General features: G+C 50.1%; 19 protein-coding genes, 1 pseudogene and 2 riboswitches. Of the genes and pseudogenes, 6 read left to right on the top strand and 14 right to left on the bottom strand.

Annotated features, from left to right (window positions below):
* Positions 1-141: 141 nt before the first annotated feature.
* From K7397_RS08700 to K7397_RS08690, 3 genes are all read left to right on the top strand, one after another.
* Entirely contained in the window at positions 142-699 is a 558-nt protein-coding gene (locus K7397_RS08700) for a PadR family transcriptional regulator (protein ID WP_223067547.1), read from the top strand.
* A gap of 179 nt (positions 700-878) precedes the next feature.
* Positions 879-1,319 carry a hypothetical protein gene (locus K7397_RS08695; RefSeq protein WP_223067546.1) on the top strand — a complete coding sequence of 147 codons (441 nt, stop codon included), beginning with the start codon at positions 879-881 and terminating at the stop codon, positions 1,317-1,319.
* Between the two features lie 341 nt (positions 1,320-1,660).
* On the top strand, positions 1,661-4,243 hold the full coding sequence (locus tag K7397_RS08690; protein ID WP_223067545.1) for a PAS domain S-box protein: 2,583 nt from the start codon (positions 1,661-1,663) through the stop codon (positions 4,241-4,243).
* A gap of 99 nt (positions 4,244-4,342) precedes the next feature.
* Here the strand turns inward: K7397_RS08690 and K7397_RS21990 are convergent, their stop codons facing one another.
* Together K7397_RS21990 and K7397_RS08680 are read right to left on the bottom strand one after the other, a co-directional pair.
* Complete coding sequence (locus K7397_RS21990) at positions 4,343-5,815, bottom strand: multicopper oxidase family protein (protein ID WP_223067544.1); 1,473 nt, start codon at positions 5,813-5,815, stop codon at positions 4,343-4,345.
* Positions 5,816-5,923: 108 nt separating this feature from the next.
* Entirely contained in the window at positions 5,924-8,098 is a 2,175-nt protein-coding gene (locus tag K7397_RS08680) for an alkaline phosphatase PhoX (RefSeq protein WP_223067543.1), read from the bottom strand.
* Positions 8,099-8,363: 265 nt separating this feature from the next.
* Here K7397_RS08680 and K7397_RS08675 point away from each other — a divergent pair, with 265 nt between their 5' ends.
* Positions 8,364-8,639: a YciI family protein gene (locus K7397_RS08675; protein WP_223067542.1), complete on the top strand. Its 276-nt coding sequence runs from the start codon at positions 8,364-8,366 to the stop codon at positions 8,637-8,639.
* A gap of 168 nt (positions 8,640-8,807) precedes the next feature.
* Here K7397_RS08675 and K7397_RS21430 read toward each other — a convergent pair.
* A pseudogene (locus tag K7397_RS21430) lies at positions 8,808-9,083 on the bottom strand (RNA-guided endonuclease InsQ/TnpB family protein); the annotation flags it as partial.
* 498 nt (positions 9,084-9,581) lie between these two features.
* Positions 9,582-10,070: an HPP family protein gene (locus K7397_RS08665; RefSeq protein WP_223067582.1), complete on the bottom strand. Its 489-nt coding sequence runs from the start codon at positions 10,068-10,070 to the stop codon at positions 9,582-9,584.
* A gap of 199 nt (positions 10,071-10,269) precedes the next feature.
* On the opposite strand from K7397_RS08665, the gene K7397_RS08660 reads away from it, so the two are divergent.
* Positions 10,270-11,244: a GntR family transcriptional regulator gene (locus K7397_RS08660; RefSeq protein WP_223067541.1), complete on the top strand. Its 975-nt coding sequence runs from the start codon at positions 10,270-10,272 to the stop codon at positions 11,242-11,244.
* A gap of 42 nt (positions 11,245-11,286) precedes the next feature.
* On the opposite strand, the gene K7397_RS08655 is transcribed toward K7397_RS08660, so the two are convergent.
* The 4 genes from K7397_RS08655 to K7397_RS08640 all read right to left on the bottom strand — a co-directional run bounded on the left by K7397_RS08655 (position 11,287) and on the right by K7397_RS08640 (position 13,445).
* Positions 11,287-12,153 (bottom strand): permease, encoded by an 867-nt coding sequence (locus tag K7397_RS08655; RefSeq protein WP_223067540.1) that lies wholly within the window; start codon positions 12,151-12,153, stop codon positions 11,287-11,289.
* Positions 12,154-12,196: 43 nt separating this feature from the next.
* The gene (locus K7397_RS08650) at positions 12,197-12,397 is read right to left on the bottom strand and encodes a hypothetical protein (RefSeq protein ID WP_223067539.1); all 201 of its coding nucleotides are present in this window, start codon (positions 12,395-12,397) and stop codon (positions 12,197-12,199) included.
* A gap of 22 nt (positions 12,398-12,419) precedes the next feature.
* Positions 12,420-12,908 (bottom strand): arsinothricin resistance N-acetyltransferase ArsN1 family A, encoded by a 489-nt coding sequence (locus K7397_RS08645; RefSeq protein ID WP_223067538.1) that lies wholly within the window; start codon positions 12,906-12,908, stop codon positions 12,420-12,422.
* 78 nt (positions 12,909-12,986) lie between these two features.
* Complete coding sequence (locus K7397_RS08640; RefSeq protein WP_223067537.1) at positions 12,987-13,445, bottom strand: MarR family winged helix-turn-helix transcriptional regulator; 459 nt, start codon at positions 13,443-13,445, stop codon at positions 12,987-12,989.
* A 123-nt stretch (positions 13,446-13,568) separates the two neighbouring features.
* Here K7397_RS08640 and K7397_RS08635 point away from each other — a divergent pair, with 123 nt between their 5' ends.
* The gene (locus K7397_RS08635; RefSeq protein ID WP_223067536.1) at positions 13,569-13,763 is read left to right on the top strand and encodes an SRPBCC family protein; all 195 of its coding nucleotides are present in this window, start codon (positions 13,569-13,571) and stop codon (positions 13,761-13,763) included.
* 136 nt (positions 13,764-13,899) lie between these two features.
* On the opposite strand, the gene K7397_RS08630 is transcribed toward K7397_RS08635, so the two are convergent.
* The 6 genes from K7397_RS08630 to K7397_RS08605 form a co-directional block, all read right to left on the bottom strand.
* Positions 13,900-16,227, bottom strand: coding sequence for a universal stress protein (locus tag K7397_RS08630; protein WP_223067535.1), 2,328 nt, complete (start codon positions 16,225-16,227; stop codon positions 13,900-13,902).
* A gap of 117 nt (positions 16,228-16,344) precedes the next feature.
* Positions 16,345-16,923, bottom strand: coding sequence for a potassium-transporting ATPase subunit KdpC (kdpC, locus tag K7397_RS08625; RefSeq protein ID WP_237690784.1), 579 nt, complete (start codon positions 16,921-16,923; stop codon positions 16,345-16,347).
* A 14-nt stretch (positions 16,924-16,937) separates the two neighbouring features.
* The gene (gene kdpB / locus K7397_RS08620; RefSeq protein ID WP_223067533.1) at positions 16,938-18,965 is read right to left on the bottom strand and encodes a potassium-transporting ATPase subunit KdpB; all 2,028 of its coding nucleotides are present in this window, start codon (positions 18,963-18,965) and stop codon (positions 16,938-16,940) included.
* Between the two features lie 27 nt (positions 18,966-18,992).
* On the bottom strand, positions 18,993-20,660 hold the full coding sequence (gene kdpA / locus K7397_RS08615) for a potassium-transporting ATPase subunit KdpA (RefSeq protein ID WP_223067581.1): 1,668 nt from the start codon (positions 20,658-20,660) through the stop codon (positions 18,993-18,995).
* A gap of 35 nt (positions 20,661-20,695) precedes the next feature.
* On the bottom strand, positions 20,696-20,776 hold the full coding sequence (kdpF, locus tag K7397_RS22190) for a K(+)-transporting ATPase subunit F (protein ID WP_223067580.1): 81 nt from the start codon (positions 20,774-20,776) through the stop codon (positions 20,696-20,698).
* A 260-nt stretch (positions 20,777-21,036) separates the two neighbouring features.
* A riboswitch (cyclic di-AMP (ydaO/yuaA leader) is annotated at positions 21,037-21,194 on the bottom strand.
* A gap of 122 nt (positions 21,195-21,316) precedes the next feature.
* Positions 21,317-21,502, bottom strand: a riboswitch (cyclic di-AMP (ydaO/yuaA leader).
* 968 nt (positions 21,503-22,470) lie between these two features.
* Entirely contained in the window at positions 22,471-22,869 is a 399-nt protein-coding gene (locus K7397_RS08605; protein WP_223067532.1) for a DMT family transporter, read from the bottom strand.
* Position 22,870: the final 1 nt, after the last annotated feature.

The following is a 22,870-nucleotide window of genomic DNA, read 5'->3' as shown; positions in this document are numbered from 1 at the left end:
AAATATAACCTATAGATTTTTGTGAGTCAACACAAATATAAGTTAAGTTTAACCTAAGTTTGCAGTTGTAAGCAGACCAAATATAGATTAGAATGAACCTATCAAATATGGTCATGTGTTTCGGGACAAGGAGATGCTTTTATGAGTTCGATACGATACGCCCTTCTTTCCTTATTGGCGCGGGAGCCTCTGAGCGGCTACGATATCAAGCTGCACATGAACGGCCGGATAGGTCCTTTCTGGAAGGTCGGCAGCAATCAGGTTTATCCTGAATTATCCAAAATGGAGGCTGAGGGGCTAGTCAAGCTTCAAAGCGTGGAGCAGCACACTTACCGCCCCGCCCGAAAACTGTATGAGATCACGGAGGCGGGCCGGGACGCTTTAATCGGGTGGACGTTAGAGCCAGGTGGCGTCGAAAATGTTCGTGACGATTTCCTGCTCAAGGCATACAACTCCTGGCTTGTAGATCCTGAGCAGATGAGAACCCAGGTCGAAGAAATCAAAAAACGGCATGAAGAGAAGCTGGCCGTTTATTCGGAGAAAGTAGCGGAGCTGACGGCAAGGCTTGATCCTGACAATCCGGACGATCCTATTGCTTCAACCATTCCGGTCGCTGAGTTTGGCGTACAGTATGAGCGCCTCTACATCGAATGGTGTGACAATCTGATCAAAAGCTTTATTGCGCGCAGTTCGAAATGACAGGTCAGGTCGGCAGGTCGGACTGGTTCATACAAACGGCTATAAACTCCAAAACGGTTCCCGTCCTATGACGGGAGCCGTTTCATTTTTTATCCAATCTTTATTTGATTTTCAACTTGTTTTAAGACAAGCGGGGTAAGCTGTTGTCAGGAACCTGAAGAAGAAAGCGAGGATCAAGCATGAACAAGAACGGTTACCGTATCTGGATCATCAGTACGATGGCTCTGACCCTTACAATCGGAGGGGCGCTTTGGAAGGAGCAGACAGGAGCCCGCGCCGCGTTAAACCCGGATGGAAAAACCGGGCTCCTCTATCCCTTTCCTCCCGCCTTTACTACCGAGTTTCCGGCCTTGGCGCCTGCAGATCCGTTTCTGCAGACTTTAGGCGCAGCGGACGATAACGAGGTTTACGAGGCGCTCTTCGACGGAAAATCGCTTGCCGACATTGCCGAAGCGAATCAGGCAGATGTTCAAGCGGTCATTGACTTGCAAACGTCGGAAATGAACAAACTGCTCAGCAAGCGGCTTGAGGAGGGGAGCCTGACGCCCGAGGATTACCAATCACAAAAAGCGGAGCTTTCGGACATGATTACCGCCAGCGCGTACGGGAAGAACATATGAAATGGATAAATATACGTTTTTTTCTGCTAGGCTCCAGCTATAATGCTGAACGTAAACAAGGCCGCACGATCCTCCGCGGCCTTGTTTCTTGTTCAAGTCATCCCTGTTTATTCCACGATCCGCTTAAGGGCTGCAAAACCCGCCGCCCCCAATTTTCCGGCTGTTCCCAGTTCAATACCCCTTCTAAACTATTTTGAGCAAATTCAAAGTTAATCCCCTTTTTTTCTATGAATCCCCCTTTTCGCCAAAAACGCAAAATTCGAACAGATAAAGCAGGAAAAACGAGAACTCAGCTAGAAAATTTCCTTCAAGTTAATCTGTCCTGAATCGGAGGTATGCTAATGTCATTTGACTACAAGTCGGTAAATGAGTCTCTATTTATTCAGGCCTTTAAATATTCTCCGATTGGCATGGCTCTCGTAGCAGCGAATGGAAGCTTCCTCAAGGTTAATTCGGCGGTCTGCTCCATATTTGGGTATTCCAAATCCGAATTGAAGGAAATGAGCTTCCAGGAAATCGCGCATCCGGAAGACCGGGAGCTTGATGACAAGCTTATTGCCGAATTGCTCCGCTACGAACGGGAGTCCTATCAGATGGAGAAGCGGTACCTTCACAAAGACGGAAATACCGTATGGGTCATACTGGCTGTTTCGCTAGTCAGCGACGATGATACTGGTTCTCCATTTTTTATTGCACAATTCATCAACATTACCGAACAAAGGCACGCGGAGAACAGCTTGCTGGAGAAAGAACGCCTTTTGCATGAGAGAAATCTGCTCTACCAGTCCGTTGTAGATCATAGTTTCGATTTTATCACCATACATAGCCTGGACGGCACTTATCTGGACGCATCCGCTTCCTGTTATGAAGTTCTGGGGTATACTCCCGAAGAGATGATTGGCAAGCCAGGGTTTCAGTATCTGCACCCCGATGATTTTCAAAAAGGAATTGAGGCGCAAAAAGCCGTTCTTCAAGACGGCAAGCAGTCGGGCAGCATTTTTCGATTGCGGAAAAAGGATGGCAACTATTTGTGGCTTGAAGCGATTGCCATCGCCCTGCCGGATCCGGTCACGAATCAAATCAAAGAGATCATCACCGTATCCCGGGATATTACCGAGCGGATGGAAATGATCGCCCGGCTTGAGGAAAGCCAAAAATTATACCGTATTATTTCGGAGAATGCCCAGGATGTCATTACCTTTGCCGATCCTGACGGGGTTATCCGCTATGCTTCGCCCGCTGTCCGCCATTTGCTCGGTTATGAGACGGATGAAGTGATCGGTACATTGATGACCGACAATTGGCATCCGGAAGATCTGAACGCTTTGCTAATGTCCGGTACCCTCCATAATTGGGATGTCGACAGGATCCTGCGCCGGGTTCGCCACAAGCGGGGGCATTACGTTTGGCTCGAGGCCACCGTCAAAAGCATTTGCAATGAAGATGGCCGTATTGTGCAGATTTTGTGCGTCAGCAGGGATATTACAATGCGCAAACAAGCGGAAGACGAACTGAGGACGACGAAAGAAAGACTGGAATCCTTCCTCATGAATAATGCGGACGCCATTTGGCTCGTTGACTGCGAAGAAGTTGTTCTGGAGACGAACCCCGCCTTCGAGAGGCTGTTTCAGTGGCGCTCTGAAGAAATTATAAACAAGAGGTTGCCCATCGTACCGGAATATCTCCGGGATCAAATCACCGAGCTTCACAGGCAAGTTCTGTCCGGACGTTCGATTACCGGTTACGAGACGGTTCGGCTGCGTAAAGACGGCAGTTTGGTCGAGACTTCCCTAACATTATCCCCTGTACGGGACACAAACGGGCATATTATCGGAATAGCGGGGACATGCCGCGATATTAGCGAGAAGAAGCAGGCGGAACAGAAATTGCTCGCAACCAAACAGCAGCTGGAGTCTTATATCAACCATAACATCGATCCGGTCCTGATCATAAACACGGAATACAGGGTGGCAAGAGTAAACCGGGCCTTTGAAGAAACGTTCGGATGGTTGTCCTCGGAGCTTGTTGGATCCGTCGTGTTTGATCTTCCAAATATCCCGGGCGGCTACAAGCCCAAGCTCATCTCGGCGTTAAACCAATTGAAGCCCCATTCGGTTGAAGCTACCAGAAGGAGAAAGGACGGCATTGAGATTCCCGTAACGATATCCTTGTTCCCGCTGCTGGATGAAGCCAGGAACCATAGCGGTTGGGCTATTAACTTCAGGAATATGACGGCCTACAAGCGAGCGGAACAAATATTGATCAATTCAGAAAAGCTGTCGATCGCCGGTCAATTGGCTGCGGGCATCGCTCATGAAATCCGCAACCCGATCACGGCGATCAAAGGCTTCGTGCAGCTCATGAAATCAGGAATCACCGAGAAACGGCTGTATTACGATATTATGTCTTCGGAAATTGAGCGCATTGAGATGATCCTCAGCGAGCTGCTCATTTTAGCAAAACCCCAATTGGTTCACTTTGAACGCAAGAATATTCAAGTGCTTCTGGCCCAAGTCATCACTTTATTGGACACGCAGGCTATTATGAACAATGTCGAGATCGTAACGGAATTTGAGCCCGGCACCTCCCGCATTCTGTGCGACGAGAATCAATTGAAACAAGTCTGCATCAACTTCATCAAAAACGCGATTGAAGCCATGCCGCATGGAGGAACCGTCATCATTCAGCTAAAAAGAAAGGATGAAAATACCATACTGCTGCGGTTTATGGACCATGGATGCGGGATTCCCGCACATATTCTCTCCAGACTCGGGCAACCCTTTTACACGACAAAGGAAAAAGGAACCGGGCTCGGCTTCATGGTCAGCAAGAAAATCATTGAGAATCATCATGGAACGGTAGCTGTATTCAGTAAAGAAAACGAAGGAACCACAATCGAAGTTTGCCTTCCTTCGGCACCTTAAACGGTTCATTTAAGGATACGCCAAAAAGCAGACCGATAAAAGGCCAAGATAAACCGTCCGGAACGTAAAATAAAGCTCCGGACGGTCACATTCCCCTATCTATTCTGTTACGTTCAACAGGCTGATCAATCCGCCCATCTCACCCGTGCTCATATCACCGCCGTTCATGGTATGGTCAAGAATATGACAGTGGAACACCCATTTGCCGATCGCTTCGGCGCGCAGTGCAATATCCGCTGTCTCGCCGGGGCCGATCAGCACCGTGTTCATCGTCTCCACCGATTTCAGCGGACTGCCGTTTCGGGCAACGAGCGCAAAATCCATGCCGTGCAGGTGCATCGTATGCGGCTCCATCGTGTCTATGTTAATGAGCCGAATTCGCACGGTATCGCCCTTCTTGACATCAAGCGGCGGCGTATCCGGGTAACTAACCCCGTTTATCGTAAAATAATCCTGCTCCTCTTCCATCGCCGTGTTCACGTGGAAACCGGACAGCAGCATCGTATAATCGTGATCGTACTTCGTTTGTGCCGTAAGATCGCCGGTTCCCGCCGGGACAGCCGTCGCCTTGGGGTCGATAATGAATGCGCCGTACATGCCGCTGCCGATCTGCTTCATGTCGTCGTAATGCGAGTGGTACATGAATGTTCCCGCATGGCTGGCCGTAAATTCATAGTCGAACGAGCCGCCGGGCTGAACAGCATCCTGTGTCAGTCCCGGTACGCCATCCATCTCATTCGGCAGCAGAATACCATGCCAATGGACGGTTGACGGCTCCGGCAGCCGATTAATGAAATGGATGCGGACATGGTCGCCCTCCGTCACCCGGATGGTCGGCCCCGGCACCTGGCCGTTGAACGTCCAGGCAGTCGTCAGCACGCCGTTCACCGGCGCCCAGTCGTGCAGCTCCGCGGTCAGCGTGAACTCCTTCGTGCCGTCCGCCGCAATATCCGGCGTCATGCCCTTCCCGTGCAGGACGTCCTCTACCTGCCCAAGCCCCGTCTTGAACTGCTCGGACGCCTGCGCGGTCGTCAGCTGAATCCGGTGCCGTCCGGCGTCAAACTTGTAGGCTAGGCCGATCGCGTCCGCAAGCGAATCCGCAACAACCGTCATGGACCGGTTGATCAGCATCGGCTCCAGGTCAGCAGCCAGCAGTCTGCCGTTCCAAACGATGCTGTTTCCCATCGTATGCGGCTTCAGGGCCCCGCTCTCCTGATGCATGCCCGCGTTCATGCCTCCGTTCGCCTCCGGGTACATGCCGTCTCCAACAATGACCGCATGGTGCCTTGCATCCCATTTGACCGGCAGGTTCATCGCCTCCGCCACGTCGCGCACCTGCAGCCGGATTTCGCCCAGATCGCTGCTCTCGATCGCCGGATTCGGCAGCAGACGACCATCCAGCGTAACCTGCAATCCCGCGCCTTCGCCTGCCTCGCCGGAGCTCCCCATATCCATTTGGTACGCGTCTGCCGGCAGCATCAGCATACCTGCCAGCAGAAGGGCCGCCACAGCGGTCCATAGTTTCGGGCCTCCAAATCGGGCTGTCGTACCGACTACTTGTCTTGTTCTCACAACAGGTATTCCCCTTTCCCCTGGTAGAAAGGAGAGACCACCCAGCGAACCGGGCGGTCTCTCCGCTTGGTCTTGCGTCTAAATTTCAGGTTTCTCTGGAAGCGCTGCTTACGTCTCTGCGAACTGGTTCCAGACGCTGGCAGAGAACATGACCTTACCCTTCACGACCTGTGTGGCAACCGGAAGATTAACGGTCACGCTATCGATGAGGGCGGTTTTCGCGCCGACGCGAAGGGTCAGCTTGTGCGTTCCCTTGGTCACGACGACTTCTTTATTCTTCCCGTGCCACTCCAGCGTTGCCCCTGCCGCTTTCGTCTCGTCGCGCAGTACGATTAGCGATTTGTCTACGGCTTTGTTCCCTCCGGACAGCACCGGAGCGTCGTCCTTCAACTGCTTCATGCTTGGCAAGCCGGACAGATAGCCCACCATGCCGGACTTGCGGTTATTGAAGTTCATGTCGATATTGTGCAGAACTTCAGCTTTCAGCGGCTCCGGAACGATCATTTCATCGCCCGGATGCTGCAGGTTGCTCATCACGTAGCTAAAGCCGTTCAGATCGTCCACGACCTGCAGGCCGGTCGCTTCCGCGCCGGATGGCGTGCTCAGGATGCGGGACAGCCGATGCGTGTCGATGTTGTACGCCCATACGTAGTTGTTGGCGTGCTTGCCGCTGTCTTCACCGATGAACAACGTACGCAGCTGCTCCGAGTAAGACACATTGTCCGGATTCGCGACCTTGTCGTCGGCCGCCGTATTGCCCTTGGCGTCAGGCGTCGCCAGATCTTCGCCCCATACGAGGCCCTTCATCGTCTGCGGCACGTAGGCGCTGTCGATCGCCGCTCCATTCTTGTCTTTCTGGCCGCCGGTCAAGGCCAGCTCATATGTAACGCCGGCGGAAATTTTGTCTACATGAATGTCATCGACTGGATCCGTGCCCTTGGCATCCTTCTCCATCGCCTTCTCGACATAGGACATCGCAACGTAAACTTTCTTGTCTTGTACGTTTAGCGTAACGCCTTCCATTTTGTTAAACTCGGAAGTTGCGCCGAGCAGTGCGGCATAGCGGCGGGATTCCAGGAAAGCAGCAGCTTTCTCCATACCCGGTTTCACCTTCAAATACTCGACTTTCCCGCTTGGATATGTCTTGATCGCCTTGAAGCCGTCCGCTGGCTTGTCGGACGTTTCAAACAGATCGCTGAATTTCAAGCCTTGGTCAATATAGCTTTTCACTTCACTGTCGCTGGCATGGCCCAGCTTGATCCATTGCAGATTCGCGGAGCCGCCGTTCGCCGCGCTCGTCTGGATCCATTTGGCCGCGTACAGCGTGCCGCTGGACAAATCCTTCTCCTTGTCGGCTACATACATGAACAGCATCGTGTTGCCGCCGTCATCGCCGAAGTAAACCGTCTTGTTGTCAGGCGCTACTTTAGCCAGCTCATGCGAGAAGCGGCCCAGGCTGTAGTGCTTGACGACGCTCGAAGTGTTGTCCTTGTTCACGGTCACTTCAACGATGTAGTTGTAGTTGTACGGATTGCCGACCTTGGTCGTATCCTGGTAATAGTTCTGTACGAACGAACCTACATAAGTCTGCTTCGGATCGGCCTCATAAGCGCGCGCATCCGCCTCATACTCTTCGCTGCCTAGATGCGTATTCCATGGCGACAGCGAGCCGTTGCACGGAATCCAAAGTCCGGCCACACCGGAGAAATCGATTTTGTTCAATTCTGTAGGCGTCAGTTCGCCCGTCTTCTTGTTCTGGTCCAGCTTCGTCAGGCTCATGCTCGCCGGCACAATGCCGTATGCGGATTTACCCGCGTTGTTGGCCGTAATGTATTCATAGTGGGTGACAAGCGACAGCGCGTTGCCGCTGAGTCCAGTCGGGCTCATGCCCGGCACCTGGAACAGGCTGTTGGCGTCCGGCGAGTCGGAGACGAATGGCACCGGGTTGTTCGGAACGCTCGTATCCATGATCGGCTTGCCTTTAGCGTCGACCGAGACGCCTGCGATCGTTCCGCCGATCGAATCCGTGGACTTGAACAGCGTTTTGTACGTCAGCGGGAACGTCTTGACGGAATTGTCGCTGTAAGTGACTTTCACCGATGCGCCGGAATAAACCTGCGCCATTTGCTTCGCATCTGCAGGAGCGGCCATACCAATGAATTCGATAGATTTCACGGTCGCCTGGATTGAGGCTGCATGGATCGGCAGCGCCGCCGGTAATACGACGGCCAGTCCAAGCACCGGCGCCAGTAATCTCTTATTCCATTTCCGTTTGCGTTTCATTCCTTACCCTGCCTCTCACGATTGAATTTGACAAATTTATACTACTCCCCGTTTGTTAACGCAACGTAATAGAGCGTACAGCATTTTGTAAATTAAACCGCGCCGTCATCAAGTCCGGTTTCGGATGGACTGGAGCTCGAGGCAGAGTGGTGGCATAATAGAAACTATAAACAAGATTTTACATAACGAGTAAGCCCGTTTGAACCTGAAATCTTGTGGCAATCCGATTATTCGGAATAAATATACAGCGAAAAAGGTGAGGCATTTGTTTATCATTAGTTTGAAGTATAAGGCAGCCATTGAAAAAGTAAATGAAACGAGAGATGAGCACATCAAGTTTCTCGACAAGTATTATGAAAAATCGGTCTTTCTGGCTTCGGGCCCAAAAGTTCCCCGAAATGGCGGGGTCATCATAGCGGATCAAGTATCGAAAGATGAGCTTGAGCAAATTATTAAAGAAGATCCGTTTTGGATCAAACAGATTGCCGACTATGAAATTATCGAATTTATCGCTACCAAACGCCTTCAGGAAACGATCTGACAGGCTCCCCTTCACTTCCCGAGCTGAAAGGATCGGCCTGTAACCCGGTCCTTCAACTCCTTCAGCCTTTCCCTTTCATCCTGAGAAGCGAGTACAAATGAATACTCCCGCCACTTACCTCCGCTAACGCTTCGGTTGGAGTGGGGGTTTCTGGTGTGTCAATCGTAACTACCGAATGCTTAACACCAGTGGAGTTGACACGTTGACGGGCTGATTACCGTCCAACCCCTCTATCCCATAAGCCGTAGCTTTTGGGACTACTTTTCGTAAAATGTTCGCCGCACCGTTCACATCTGCATGGATTAAACCTTGCAGGCTTTGATATAAGCCACGTTTGATCCGCTTTCCTGAGAACGCCCATGTCTTCCCTTCTTCATATCCGGGCAACGGGTCGTGATCCAGAAAGCTGGCTTTGGATGTGAAAGCTTCTTCCGTCAACGCGACTCTCGACTGATAAGCTTGGAGCTGTCTTTCATTCATGACCCCGATGTATCGATTCAGCGTGTCCAGCACCTCTTGTTGCAACGGTTGGAGGGGCTTCTCCTGCCGGAAAGCCGTGAAAACTTGACGGATGTAAAAGTTGGTCGTGTTAAATAAATGCTTGGATTCCTGACACATCCGCTCAAAGTAGGGGAATAAGCGGTGACCTTTTTTGATTTCAATTTGCAACGTTTTGTATGCGATCGTAGATATGATTTCACTCCTATTATACAAACATACGTTCTGTTTTATTTTAACATAATTGGGTCTTTACAGGGAAGGATTTTTGACTGAATGACGAGGAAGTCACCGATTCACCGCCCCCTTAGCTCCTAGCCTCGCTTGAAGAGGGCGTCCTCTCGGTGGATAAGATAGAAAGCGTAACGCAGGCGCAGAAGGTTCTTCCGCAGCCTCGCCATAAAGCCCTTTGAAACAGTTTAAAGGATGTAGTTCTTCGGTACATTACAACCAGAATGTAGGGTACCGGCGCTTGTTATCCAGATTGTTCACAAGAAGCGCAACCAGAACAATAACAACAGCCCCTATGAGAACGGGAGCAAAGAGAAACGACCATCCGCTGCCAGCCATGATGACAACAAGCGGATCCGCTCCTGCCGGCGGATGAGTCGTTCTGGTGAGCATCATAAGTCCGATCGCCAAACCGACGCCAATCGCCATAATTAGGGTTCCTTTGCCGAAGAGGTGATATAGCGTCAAGCCTGTCAATGTCGATACGACATGTCCGCCAATAATATTCCGCGGCTGGGACAAGGGAGCGTCCCATACCCCAAAAGCAAGCACACAGCTTGCGCCAAACGGAGCCATAATCCAGACCTCAGGCGTAAAATCCGTCAGCACCGCCAGGATCGCAATGGCAATAAACCCTCCCACAGCTCCAATTGCCGCATTCCGCGGCAGCACTTTGAGCGGACTTCTCCCCGCCCCGTTCATTTTCGCAAAATAACCCCTTAACCGTCTATTCACTTTCCACCATCTCCATATTCATAGTTAAATAGTAATTTAGGTATATAATACAATGTTTAATTTGTCAATTCTCAATTACCATCCCATATTTCGCGAGCTGTACTTTCCCCTCCATTGGATGTACAATATTATTAATGACTAGATAACTATGAAATGAGGTTTATTGGTGGACCAAAATGAACTTCTTCTAAAGGTCGATCCTGATCTATCGTTCAGCGTAAATACGCAAATCAAGGAACAATTGAAATGGTTGATCGGAATCGGCCGCATCAAGCCGGGGGACATGCTCCCTTCGGCAAGCCAATTGGCAGACTTGCTTCATCTGAATCGGAATACGGTAAATTGGGTATATAACCAGCTGCGGGACGAAGGTCTGGTGACCATGCAAAAAGGGCGCGGCACCCAGGTTGCAAATGGCGCGGAGACAGAGCAGCTGCGCAGAGAACGCCTTCCCATGGAACGTATCCTGATCAAAACAATCGAAGAGGCTAAAACCGGCGGCATCAACTTGAACGCTTTGTTTGTTGCCGGCCTGGCCTACACCCTGCTCAGCAACAATCAGCCGTCCGGGCGCTTGCGCATTCTATTTGTCGAATGCCGGGGACACGACCATCTTTTCTATCGGGGCGAGATCCAGCGCGTAACGGGCGGCGAGGTCAAGACAGCTTTCCTGGAGGACTTGATCGGAGATGACAGCCGGGGATCGGAAGCCGTTCATCATTCCGATGTTGTGGTTACAACCTTGAATCATGCCGAAGAGGTCCGGAAGCTTTTTTCAAGGTACGATAAAAAGATAATTGTCATTGGCGCGGCTGTGGATACCGCCTTCCTTCTTGAAATGGCGCGCCTTAAGCCGGAGACCTCCGTAAGCTTTGTCTGTCTTGGCAAAACCGGCGGCGAGTGGATGGCCACCCGGGTCCGGGATGCCGGCATTTCGCAAATCCGTTCGGACGCTTTCGGCCTGGATGAGCGTCAGCCGCTGTCGAACGCGCTTGAGCGGTCAGATAAAATTTACGCCTCCTCCGCCGTATTCGCCGAGTTGAAGGCGTTGGCTCCGGAGAAAACAGCTCTTTTCCCGATGCAGCTGGAAAAGAGCAGTGAAAACCTTCTGAAAGAAATCGCACAACCCGCCTCCATATGAGCTCAAAGAACATAAGGCGAGTGTGCGCATATGGCCCAGGACTCAAATCATATAGAACAGCAGTCCCGATAGTGTCGCCATGCAAAATACCGAAATCAGGAAGGCTACGACCAGGCGTCTTTGGAAAATCGAATTAAGCAGCGTCACTTCCGGCAAGCTTGCGCCTGCCGAACTGATCATCAGCGACATGACGGGCGCAATCGCCATTCCTTTCATGATCAGAATTTGGGACAACGGAATCATGGTCGAAAGCCGAATATAGAGAGGAATACCGATAATGGCCGCGATCGGGACAAGCCACCACTCGCTGCCGCCGAGATAACGGGAAATCCACTCTGTCGGGACAAGCCCGTGAATAACGGAGCCAATAGCCGCGCCGATGATCAGATAGGGATAGACGGTTTTTATGAGCACGAGGGTCTCTTTGGCAGCCTGTTTCAAACTGAATTTGGACTGATGCTCCTGATATCCCGTCACGACTACGTTCTTTACCGCCGATTCAAACCCTAATCTTTCGAGCACAAAGCCGATGATGACGGATAGAACAGACGTAATGACGGTGTAAGCAACAGCCACTTTAATTCCCAGAATAGCTCCCATTAATGTAATAATGGTCGGATCAAGCACCGGGGAAGAGAATAAGAAGACCATCACGACGCCAAAACGAACCTTCTTGTTCAGCAAGTTCACCACAACCGGAATCGTGGAGCAGGAGCAAAATGGCGTAATAAACGCGAAGACCAAGGCAGCCGCGACGCCCAGGGGCAAATTTTTGCCCGACAAATACTTTTGCATCTTGTCATATGGAATGAAACTTTGGAGCAAGCTGATCAAGAACGAAATGACCACAAACAATATCGTTAATTCCAAAGCGATGGAAAAGAAATCGTTAAGCACCTTTAACCACATAGACAGCACCTCGTTTTATTTTGTTTAGCAAGCCTAATTGGCGTTAATTTTTGTCTGAGGACTGCCGCTCGTGCTTTGTCTCCGTGCTGCAGCAGGAAGACTCGCCGGTTACTTGCTTTTCCGTACTGCAGCAATCGTTTGAAGCAGCTGCCTGTTCCTCTGCCGTCACTTCTTTAATCTCCACCCCACAGCATCCGCCTTGGTTATTGGTTGTTCTGCCCATCATTTTTCTGAAAATGTTCATTTCAAATTCCTCCTAATGGTTATTATAAAATTTTCTCCATGGCCATAACGTCTACAAATTTCCCATCCAACAAACCCTGGTTCCGGAAAACCCCGACTTCCCGATATCCTGTCTTCCGATACAGCCCCTGCCCGAGTCTGTTAAAAGGGAAAGTGAACAAAACAAACTTGTGAAACCGCTCTTCTTTACCGATTCGCTCCAGTTCGCCCAGCAGCTTGGCACCGATGCCTTGACCGCGATGTTCCCGGTGGATATAGATCGAAAGATCTCCCACGCCGTTATAAGCGCAGCGAGAGTTGTAAGGATTGATGCACGCCCACCCTACGATAGCTCCATCCTCTTCTGCTGCCAGGACCAGGTACCGTCCTTGTCTCTTCTCGAACCAAGAGGACATAAATGCTTCGTCTTTCGGATCTGTTTCAAGCGTAGCGATGCGGTCCTTGATTCCCTGATTGTAGATATGCCGAATCCCTGGAAGGTCCGCTGTGGTTGCTCGCCGGATATGAACCATGCTTAACTCCCCCTTTTTAGCGAACAAGTACAATAATTGACTTTGTCAACTATTTCCCTAAAAATAATCTCCTCTCGATTAAAGAGGAGGTGTGCAGCAATTTGCGCTCTTGCTCATCGCTTCACTCAGCATCTGAAGACTTTCAAGCACCTGTTCCTGCTTATCTTCGGGAATGAATTGAAAGATGCTTTGCACATAGCTTTCCATCGTTACGGCGATTTCCCGGCTCTGCCGAGTCCCCTTTTCAGTCAGAGAAAGCACCACATACCGGCGATCCTTGGGATCGGGGATTCGGTTGATCAGCCCGAGCTCAACAAGCTGCTGAATTTGGCGGCTGATCGCGCCGGTATCCATCGAAAGAAGCTGAGACAGCTCATTCAAGGATATACTCGGGCGGCGCTCCAGTTCATACAGGATATGACTTTGAATCACCGTCACACCGCAGCACTGGGCTCCGTCCTTTTGCAGAAGCCCAAATCGGCGAACAAGCAGTTGGAGAATCTCTCTTACGCTTACATGCTGTTGGATTTGCTTCATTTCCATTTTTATCACCTGACTTATTTATAAAACACAACTGTTGTAGTTGTCAATTATTATTTTAACCTGAATGTTATTCAGTTATGTAATTAAAAGAGCAAAGTAGAAGAATTTTCGGTCGCATTGGCGAAATATAATTCAAATATTACTTTCCAATCACTGAACGGTGAGACAAAGGTGACCGTGAAGCACGAAGGCTGGAAAGGCTCTGAAGAATGGGAACAGGCAAAGGAATGGCATGTACAAGCATGGGAACAGGTGTTATCGAGTTTGAAATCCAAGCTGGAATCCGGCGAAGGAGCGCTCTGCTGCAAATAGCACCCAGCTACATATCCCCCCTCTTTTCTAAAACCGGCTGTTTGCGAAACAGCCGGTTTTGAGTAAAGAGCATATGGCGGGCCAACTTTAGCCTGACAACAGCCAGTTGTTCTTTTACAAGACATTCCACCTCTCCCTACTTCCTCTGCTCCCGAGCGAAGTCCGCTACCACAAGTACGTCAACATGACGGGCCGACCGCAAAATCTCCCCGGTCACATCTCCGCGCAGCCATTTCCGCAGCCACGAGCGTCCCGATTGTCCCATAATAATCTGGGTACTGTTTAGTTTGTTCGATCTCTCCAGCAGAAGATAAGCTACCCGTTTGAAGTTTCCGTTCTCAATCATTTTAAAATGTCCGCCCAGCCGTTCCGTCAATTCCTTCAGCTCTTTCAGCCGACGCTTCTGTTCTTCTCCAATCAGTCTGCGATCCTGAACATACGTTACATACCAGGTGGCTTTTAAACGGTAAGCGATCCGAAAGCCGCGGCGTATCAGCCGTTCAGCTCCCTGCCCCAGCGTTACGCACACATAAATAACTTCCCTGCGCCGCCACGGTCCTCGCAGCGAACCGTCTCGTTCCCACGCTTCCAAACGTTCGTCCACATCATCGGCGATTTCACGCAAAGCGAGTTCCCGGAGGGCAATCAGGTTCCCCATCTTGAAAAAATGGCCCAAGGCCTGATCCACCTTGGATCTTGCATAGATTTTCCCTTCCTTCATGCGCTGCTGAAGCGCCCTCGGAGTCACATCAATAAGCTCCACTTCGTCCGCGTTCTGCAGAATGCGGTCCGGAACCGTCTCCCTGACACGGACTCCCGTAATTTGTTCCACCGCATCATTCAGACTTTCCAGATGCTGAACATTCACGGTCGAAATGACCGAGATACCGGCGTCAAGAAGCTCCATGACATCCATATATCTTTTTTTGTTCTTGCTGCCCGGAATGTTGGTATGCGCCAGCTCATCAACCAGCACGACCTCCGGGTTGCGCCTCAGTATAGCCTCAGTGTCCATTTCCTCCAGCACGGTTCCGTGATATTCAGCGGCAAGTCGCGGAATGGCCGTAAGAGCGCCAACCTGCTCAAGCGTTTCCTGACGTCCGTGGGTTTCCAGCAAGCCAATCACGACATCAATGCCTTTCTTCAGAAGATCGTTTCCTTCGCGCAGCATTTTGTAGGTTTTGCCTACACCGGGAGCGGCGCCGATGTACACCTTAAAAGTTCCCCGGCGAATGGATTCAATCTTGTGCATCATTTCCTGATCGCTTAACCGGTGAAACGCGTCCGATTCGTGGCTGGCTGAAGTTTGCCGGGTCGGCAGAAGACGCTCTCCGTCGCTTTCGGAACGGTCCGCCACAAAGAATACGTCCACATTCCGGATTTGCTTCAATAAGGCATTCGCAATGGATCCCTTGATCAAATCCTGCCAAACCGTCTGGTTGGAATGCCCCATCACAATACGGGTGACATTATGCTGCACAGCGTACCTTACGATCAGCTTCGGAATATCTCTTTTAGACCGGATGGGCAATTCATCGATCTTCGCCTCTATTTTATCCGCAAGCTTCCATAAAGCGCGCTTGAAAGTCGCCGCTTCTTTGGAAAGCGGAGCCCCTTTCTTCCAAAAAGATACCACTTCCAGTTCCGCATTCAAACGTTTGGCGATTTGCTGCCCCCTGCGGATATGAATGGAGCCGTTCCAATAATATTGCGCGGACACCAGCACTTTTTCCGCGATTCCGGGGGTTCCCTCAAGTCCCAGCGATTCACGGTGCTTGACGAGCGAATCGTTGACATCCTCTGCGACGAGCCGGAGGGCAAGCTCCCGCAATTTCCCCAGGTTTTCCTTGTTCATCATGGAAGGACCAAGACTTTTTCGGATCTCCCCTTCCGAGAACCGCTCCAGAATTTTTTCGGGCGTTACGTCAACCAAACAGATTTCGTCTACCAGCGCCAGAGCTTCAGTAGGGAGATAATGGTCGGCTTTAATCCCAGTCAGCTGTCTTGCCAAATCGGCCGCGCCTTCCAGCTCATAGACATTGATCGTTGCAATCACGCTGATTCCCTGGCAGAGCAAATATTGAATATCCTCAAATCTTCCGGGGTACCTCGCTCCCTTCTGATTTCTGTGAGCGAGCCCGTCCGTCAGCAAAACTTCGGGATTCCGCTCCAAAATTGCAGGCATATTCAAATCCTTCTGCTCTACACCCTTCTTGAACCAATGCAGGCTCGGAATCCGTTCCAGATCGCTAAGCTGGTCCATCGTTCCGGGACGCTGATTGGTGGATACGGCGCACAGCACCACATCAATCCCCTGGGCTTTGAGCGCCTGGCCTTCCCGGAGCATCTGATACGTCTTCCCCGATCCGCTTACCGGCCCGATATATACTTTTAATCTTCCGCGCTGAAGGTCCGATATCGACTTTAAAATTTCTTCCGGGGTCTTTCTGCGAAAGGTTTCCATCCCAAAAGTCCTCCCCATACGCAGCAATTCCCTGCCTGAACTCCAGGTTCAAGCAGGGATAAGCATGCGATTTACAACTCTTCCCATTTACCATTTACATGTAAAATGCCCTATTGTCTACTTGCCGGCCGCTTCTTTTTGCAAATCAAGATTTAACTGCAGAACATTTACCACCGGTTCGCCAAAAATCCCCAGTTCTCTGGTCTTCGTATGCTTGTGAACCAGATCCTCCAACTGATGGGTTGAAAGGCCCGTTGCTTTGCTGATTCGCGAGATCTGGGCTCTAGCTGCCTCCGGGGTGATATCCGGATCAAGCCCGGAAGCTGAATTGGTAATCAAATCGACCGGCAGGCCCGAGACAGGGACGTCCGGATTTTCCTTTTTCCAAGTCTCTACGGCATCAGCCGTACGTTTAATCATTGCTTCATTGGATGGAGCATAGTTTGGGGACCCAGAGGACGCGCCATTGTAATCAATGCTGGAAACACGGCCATGGAAATAGTTCGGACCTGTGAACGTCTGTCCGATCAGTTCGGACCCTATAACTTCATGCTTGTCATTATAGATCAAGCTTCCATTCGCTTTGCCCGGCATAACGGCTTGCGCGATTCCGGTCACAACCAGCGGATACAGAAGCCCGCACAACACCATCAAGACGATACTTGTTCTAAGTGCAACCATCAATGTTCTTGTCATTTTATCCACCTCTTCTAGACCCATAGCTGAACAATCAGATCAATTACTTTGATTCCGATGAACGGGACAACGACGCCGCCTAATCCGTAAATGAGCAGGTTGCGGCTGAGCAGCTGCGACGAGCTCATGGGCTTATAAGCCACACCTTTCATAGCCAGCGGGATCAGCAGCGGAATAATGATCGCGTTAAAAATCAGCGCGGACAGGATCGCAGACATGGGAGAATGCAATTTCATGATATTCAAGGCTTCCATCCCGGGAATAGCCAGCATGAACATCGCGGGAATAATCGCAAAATACTTCGCAATATCATTCGCGATGCTGAACGTGGTTAGAGCGCCGCGCGTCATCAGGAGCTGCTTGCCGATCGCAACCACCTCGATAATTTTGGACGGATCGGAATCAAGGTCAACCATATTCGCCGCTTCTTTGGCGGCAACCGTCCCGCTGTTCATGGCAATCCCGACGTCCGCCTGGGCAAGCGCCGGCGCATCGTTCGTGCCGTCCCCGGTCATGGCGACAAGCTTCCCTTCCGCCTGTTCGCGGCGAATAACCGCAATTTTATCTTCAGGCTTGCTCTCGGCAATATAATCGTCAACCCCGGCTTCTCTGGCAATCGTCGCCGCCGTTAACGGATTGTCACCGGTACACATGATCGTCTTGATCCCCATTTTTCTCATCTGGTCAAAACGTTCCCGCATCCCCGGTTTCACCGTATCCTTCAGATAGATAAGCCCGTAGATCGTCTTGTCAACGGCCACGGCGAGCGGGGTGCCCCCGGCCGAAGCGATGGCGTCCCGGTTTTGGTTCAAATTATCCGGAATGATGCCTCCCTGGCTCTCTACCCATTGCTTCACCGCATCAACGGCGCCTTTCCGAACCTTGCGGCCGTCCTTCAAATCCATGCCGCTCATTCGGGTCTCCGCTTTGAATTCGATAAACTCCGCCCCGTCAGCTACAGAGGCATCAAATTCAAACCCTTGTTTTTTCAGAAGCTCCAATACGGACCGGCCTTCGGGCGTTTCATCATGGATGGAGCTTACGGCCACCCATTCGGATACTTCCTTAAGCTCATGGGTCCCGACGGGAACCAGCTCGCTCGCCATCCGGTTTCCGTACGTAATCGTTCCCGTTTTGTCCAGAATAATCGTGTTGATATCTCCGGAGGCTTCGACCGCTTTCCCTGACATGGCCAGCACATTAAACTGCGTAACCCGGTCCATACCGGCAATCCCGATCGCCGACAGCAGCCCGCCAATCGTTGTCGGAATGAGGCAGACGAGCAGGGCAACAAGCACCGGAACCGCCAGCTGGATATTCAGGTAATCGGCGAAAAACGGAAGCGTGATCACGACGATGAGGAAGATGATGGTCAAGCTGACCAGTACCGTATTTAAAGCAATTTCATTCGGCGTTTTTTGGCGCGATGCTCCTTCCACCAGAGAGATCATGCGATCCAGAAAGGATTCGCCCGGATCGCTGGAGATGCGCACTTTGATCTGGTCGCTGATGACCCGGGTTCCTCCGGTCACCGAACTGAAATCTCCGCCTGCCTCTTTGATAACGGGTGCGGATTCGCCTGTAATGGCGGATTCGTCGACCGATGCCAAGCCTTCGATGACTTCTCCGTCCCCGGGGATCATTTCCCCTTGGGATACAATGACGATGTCTCCTTTTCGCAAATCCGTAGAAGGAACTTGTTTAACCGTATTCCCGCTCACCTTGTTCGCCGAAATTTCTTTTTTGGTCTGTTTTAGCGAATCCGCCTGCGCTTTACCCCGGCCTTCGGCCAACGCCTCGGCAAAGTTCGCGAACAGAACGGTGAAGAGCAGGATTAACGCTACAGCTATATTAAAACCGGCAGAGACCGCTGTTCCAAATGCATTCGGCACAAAAATAAGGAACAGTGTAATCACGAATCCGACTTCAACTACAAACATGATGGGATTGCGGATCATAATCCGCGGATCCAATTTGATAAAAGCCTCCTTGACCGCATGATTGACAATCTCTTTATTCAATGATCTTTTTCTTGTGCTCATACTCTTCTCCTCCATGGATAGCCCAGTCTATGGTTTTAGCGTCAAATGCTCGGCAATTGGACCTAATGCTACAGCCGGGAAGAACGTTAACGCTCCGACAATCAGTACGGTTACCAGGAAAACACCGGCGAATACGACGTTATCCGTACGGAATGTGCCGGAGGTTTCGGGCACCGGTTTCTTGGCTGCCAAGGATCCGGCAATGGCGAGCATCGTAATCACGGAGAAATATCTGCCCAGAAACATAACAATTCCGGTCGTAATGTTCCAGAAAGGAGTCGCATCCCCCAGGCCCTCAAATCCCGAGCCGTTGTTGGCGGCAGCGGAAGTATATTCATACAGCACTTGAGTCAAACCATGAAAGCCCGGATTGGAAATCGTATCCGCGTTCGTGTACAATGCCAAGGCCGTTGGTACAAGAACGAGCAAGGGGCTGATGATCAAGGTAATGGCGATAAGCTTCATCTCTTTGCCTTCAATCTTTTTGCCCAGGAATTCCGGTGTTCGTCCAACCATTAATCCGGATAAGAAGACCGCAACCATGGCATACATCAGGACGTTGATAAAGCCGGCTCCCACACCGCCAAATACCGTGTTTAGCATCATATTTCCAAGCGCAACCAGACCGCCGATTGGAGTGAGCGAATCGTGCATCGTATTCACGGCGCCGGTTTCCGTAGCCGTCGTCACAACCGAATAGAAGGAGGACTGGGCTGCGCCGAACCGTACTTCTTTCCCTTCCATCGACCCTTGCTGATGCTGGATGCCCAGCGCATTGATCGCCGGGTTCCCCGCATTCTCACTGGCCAAAGATATGCCGAGAAGCACAATCAGCAGCATGGCCATGGAGACGAAAAGAACGCGTCCCTGTTTTTTATTTCCGACCATTTTCCCATAGGTGAAGGGCAACGCGGCAGGAAGCAGCAGCATCAACAAAATTTGCAGGAAATTGCTGAATCCGCCAGGATTCTCAAACGGATGGGCCGAGTTCATACCAAAAAATCCGCCGCCGTTGTTGCCGAACTCTTTAATAGACAAGAAAGAACCGACGGGACCCCGGGCAATTTCCTGTTTGGCTCCCTCCAGCGTATTCACAACCGCGGTCGGCTCAAGCGTTTGAGGCACGCCGAGCGCGATGAAGATCACCGCCATAACAAGCGCTACGGGAAGCAGAATCCGGGTAATCCCGCGGATCATATCTACAAAAAAGTTACCCAGCGGCTTCCCGGCAAGCCCGCGAATAAAGGCAATGGCTACGGCAAGCAAAGAAGCCGGCGCTGTAAACATCATAAATACAATCGCGATCATTTGAGAAAAATAAGACAATCCGATTTCTCCGCTATAATGCTGCTGGTCCGTATTGGTCATGAAGCTAATGGCTGTATGAAAGGCAGTAGTCGGCTCCATAGAAGCAACACCGCTTGGATTCAGCGGCAGCACTCCTTGAAACCTGAGAATCAGATAAACGAGAATAATCATGACCGTATTGCTTAATACCACCGAAGCTGCATACTGCTTCCAGTTCTGGTTGTTCCGGCGAATCCCCCCTATGGAAAAGATCAGCTTTTCCAGCGGTCCGAACCATCTGTCCAACCTGGTTCCCTCATTATGGAACGCATAAGCGATATACAAGCCTGCCGGGCGAGCAAGCAAGAACGCCAGCAGTAAGGTTAACGCTATGGAAATCAACGATATGGCAGTCACTTGAATCCCTCCTGGGTCATCTTAAGCTAAAATTTTTCCGGGTTAAGCAGCGCATAAGCCAGAAAAAGAAACAAGGCGACGATAATAACCGCGAGCACCCAAATCATTTCGGGTCACTTCCTTGTTCAATCGTGATTGAAGCCCACCTTCCAAGGCCGATCATCAGGGCCGAAAGGACAATAATAATAGCAATCATATAAATATCCGGCATCTTTACGAACCTCCTGTTCTTACATGCATCTCTAATATTTACCGAAGCGAACATTTTTACTAAGAAAAACACCAAAAAAAGAAGCACGCGAAAGAGGACTCTTCTCGATGCTTCTTTAGGCAGGTCAGAAGACCATGTCAAATATGCATGATATTAGCAGCCTCTTTGAACGCTTACGAGGTTAGCTGTCGGATTAGGGCTCAAAGAGCCGCCCTTCTCGGTGCAACCCGAGATTCACCCCATGTGATGGCAATGAACGCTTGCATCACTGTGGTTCCCCCGCTTCCCTGTCGGGAATTCAGCAAATAACATTTTGCCTTGAAAACTTTTGATTAGTTTCATGTTTTTTCAATCTGTTTTCGGTTTGTTTTCATTCAATCAGACGACAGAAAAACACAGAGCAGCCACCCTGTGTTTAATCAGCACAAGCTTCACACTCCTCTCCCAACAACGCTTACGAGGTTAGCTGACGGATTCGGGCAGTGAGAGTTGCCCTAAGGCAGAAAAGAATCTTTCCACCTATTCACCCCAAGTGAAGATTGGTTTTGGCTCTCACACTCAAAATCAAATCTTCACCAATTGGTTCCCCCGCTTTCAAAATGAAACTCAGCGAAAAAAAATTGGAAACTTTTCATATTCAATTACGTTTTGTATCTTACTCCTTCGCGAGATATACGTAAAGCATGACGAATAATGAAAAAAACTTGTTTGCAATTAAAAAAATGCTAAACAGCGCTTTCATATATAGAGAACTCTGTTATGCTCATATTTTCTACAGTTTCCTTCCGTTTTTATGGATCTTAACTCAACTTTCGCTGTTTGAAATCGGTAGATAAGCCTTGATGTATGCGTGAGATGTTCTCGCCGACCAGCGATAGCAGAAATCACCGCCAGACATAGCCGCTGTGATTCAAGAAGAAGGAGCACAACACAAGGCGGAATAAACTCTTAGCCTATACAGCACCGGCTGCTAAGCCATTTTGGCTCTGCGAAAGTTGAGTACATAACTACTATTCTTCTTTTGAAAGTATATTTGTTATCATGTAAATAGTAAAAGTTACTAACGTAAGACCCATGGATACCATAAAGAATGGATGCACGTCGCCTATTTTTAATGTAAAAATGTATAAATATACTACCTCAGAAGCGCCTTGAACGGTGCCAATATAACTATTTAATAATATAAAATCATTCAAAATTAATAAAAAACAAAAAATTAAACTAATGTCCTTTAACTTATTTGAGCTTCTTGTCCAAAAAGCAATTAATAGCAATATACATATATTAACATTATAAAAAAACCAAATAAGCCCAATAAAATCCCTCCAATTCTGTACATTTTTTTCTAGACGAATTGTCAATCCAAGTGCAACAGTTCTTCCTGAAATGATTCGTGAGCAGTTTTCCAGCCCAAGCATTTTCGTGGGCGGTTGTTAATGAGACGGAGCAAGCTTTGCTTTTGTCTCGGCTTGAAAACACCGTATGACCGAAGGTTTGCAAGGGAATAATATCAGATGCCTCTTTTCCCTTTTGGAAAGATCAAGCGCCAGCATGGTGGCTGGTGTTTAGAACAAGCCCTTCCACTTCCGCTCATCTTGACCGCTCCTCCATTCCGGGTACTTCTGCGGAGAGTTTCTGTCCCGTTCCCGTTGAGTGTTCCGCCTTTCCATGACCGCCTTCACCCAGATTGAGCCCCACTACGCCGGCAATAATCAGCAGGATGGAAATGAGCTTGACGGCTGTCATCTGTTCTCCAAACAGCACCCAGCCCACACCTACCACAAAGGCTGTTCCCATGCCGGACCAAACCGCATAAGCCACGCTTACTGGGATGCCTTTCAGCGCTAAATTCATCAAAGACAGGCTCAGGAGATAAAAAACCACCATGAACACCGAAGGAATCAGCTTTGTAAATCCCATCGACATTTTCATCGCTGTAGTACCTGCCACCTCGGCCGCGATTGCAGCGATCAATAATAGCCAGTGCATA

Source organism: Paenibacillus caui (genome assembly GCF_019904135.1).
In the GTDB taxonomy this organism is placed as follows: domain Bacteria; phylum Bacillota; class Bacilli; order Paenibacillales; family Paenibacillaceae; genus Fontibacillus; species Fontibacillus caui.
The sequence above is the reverse complement of the archived record's forward strand: the minus strand, read 5'-3'. Positions and strand labels throughout refer to the sequence as shown.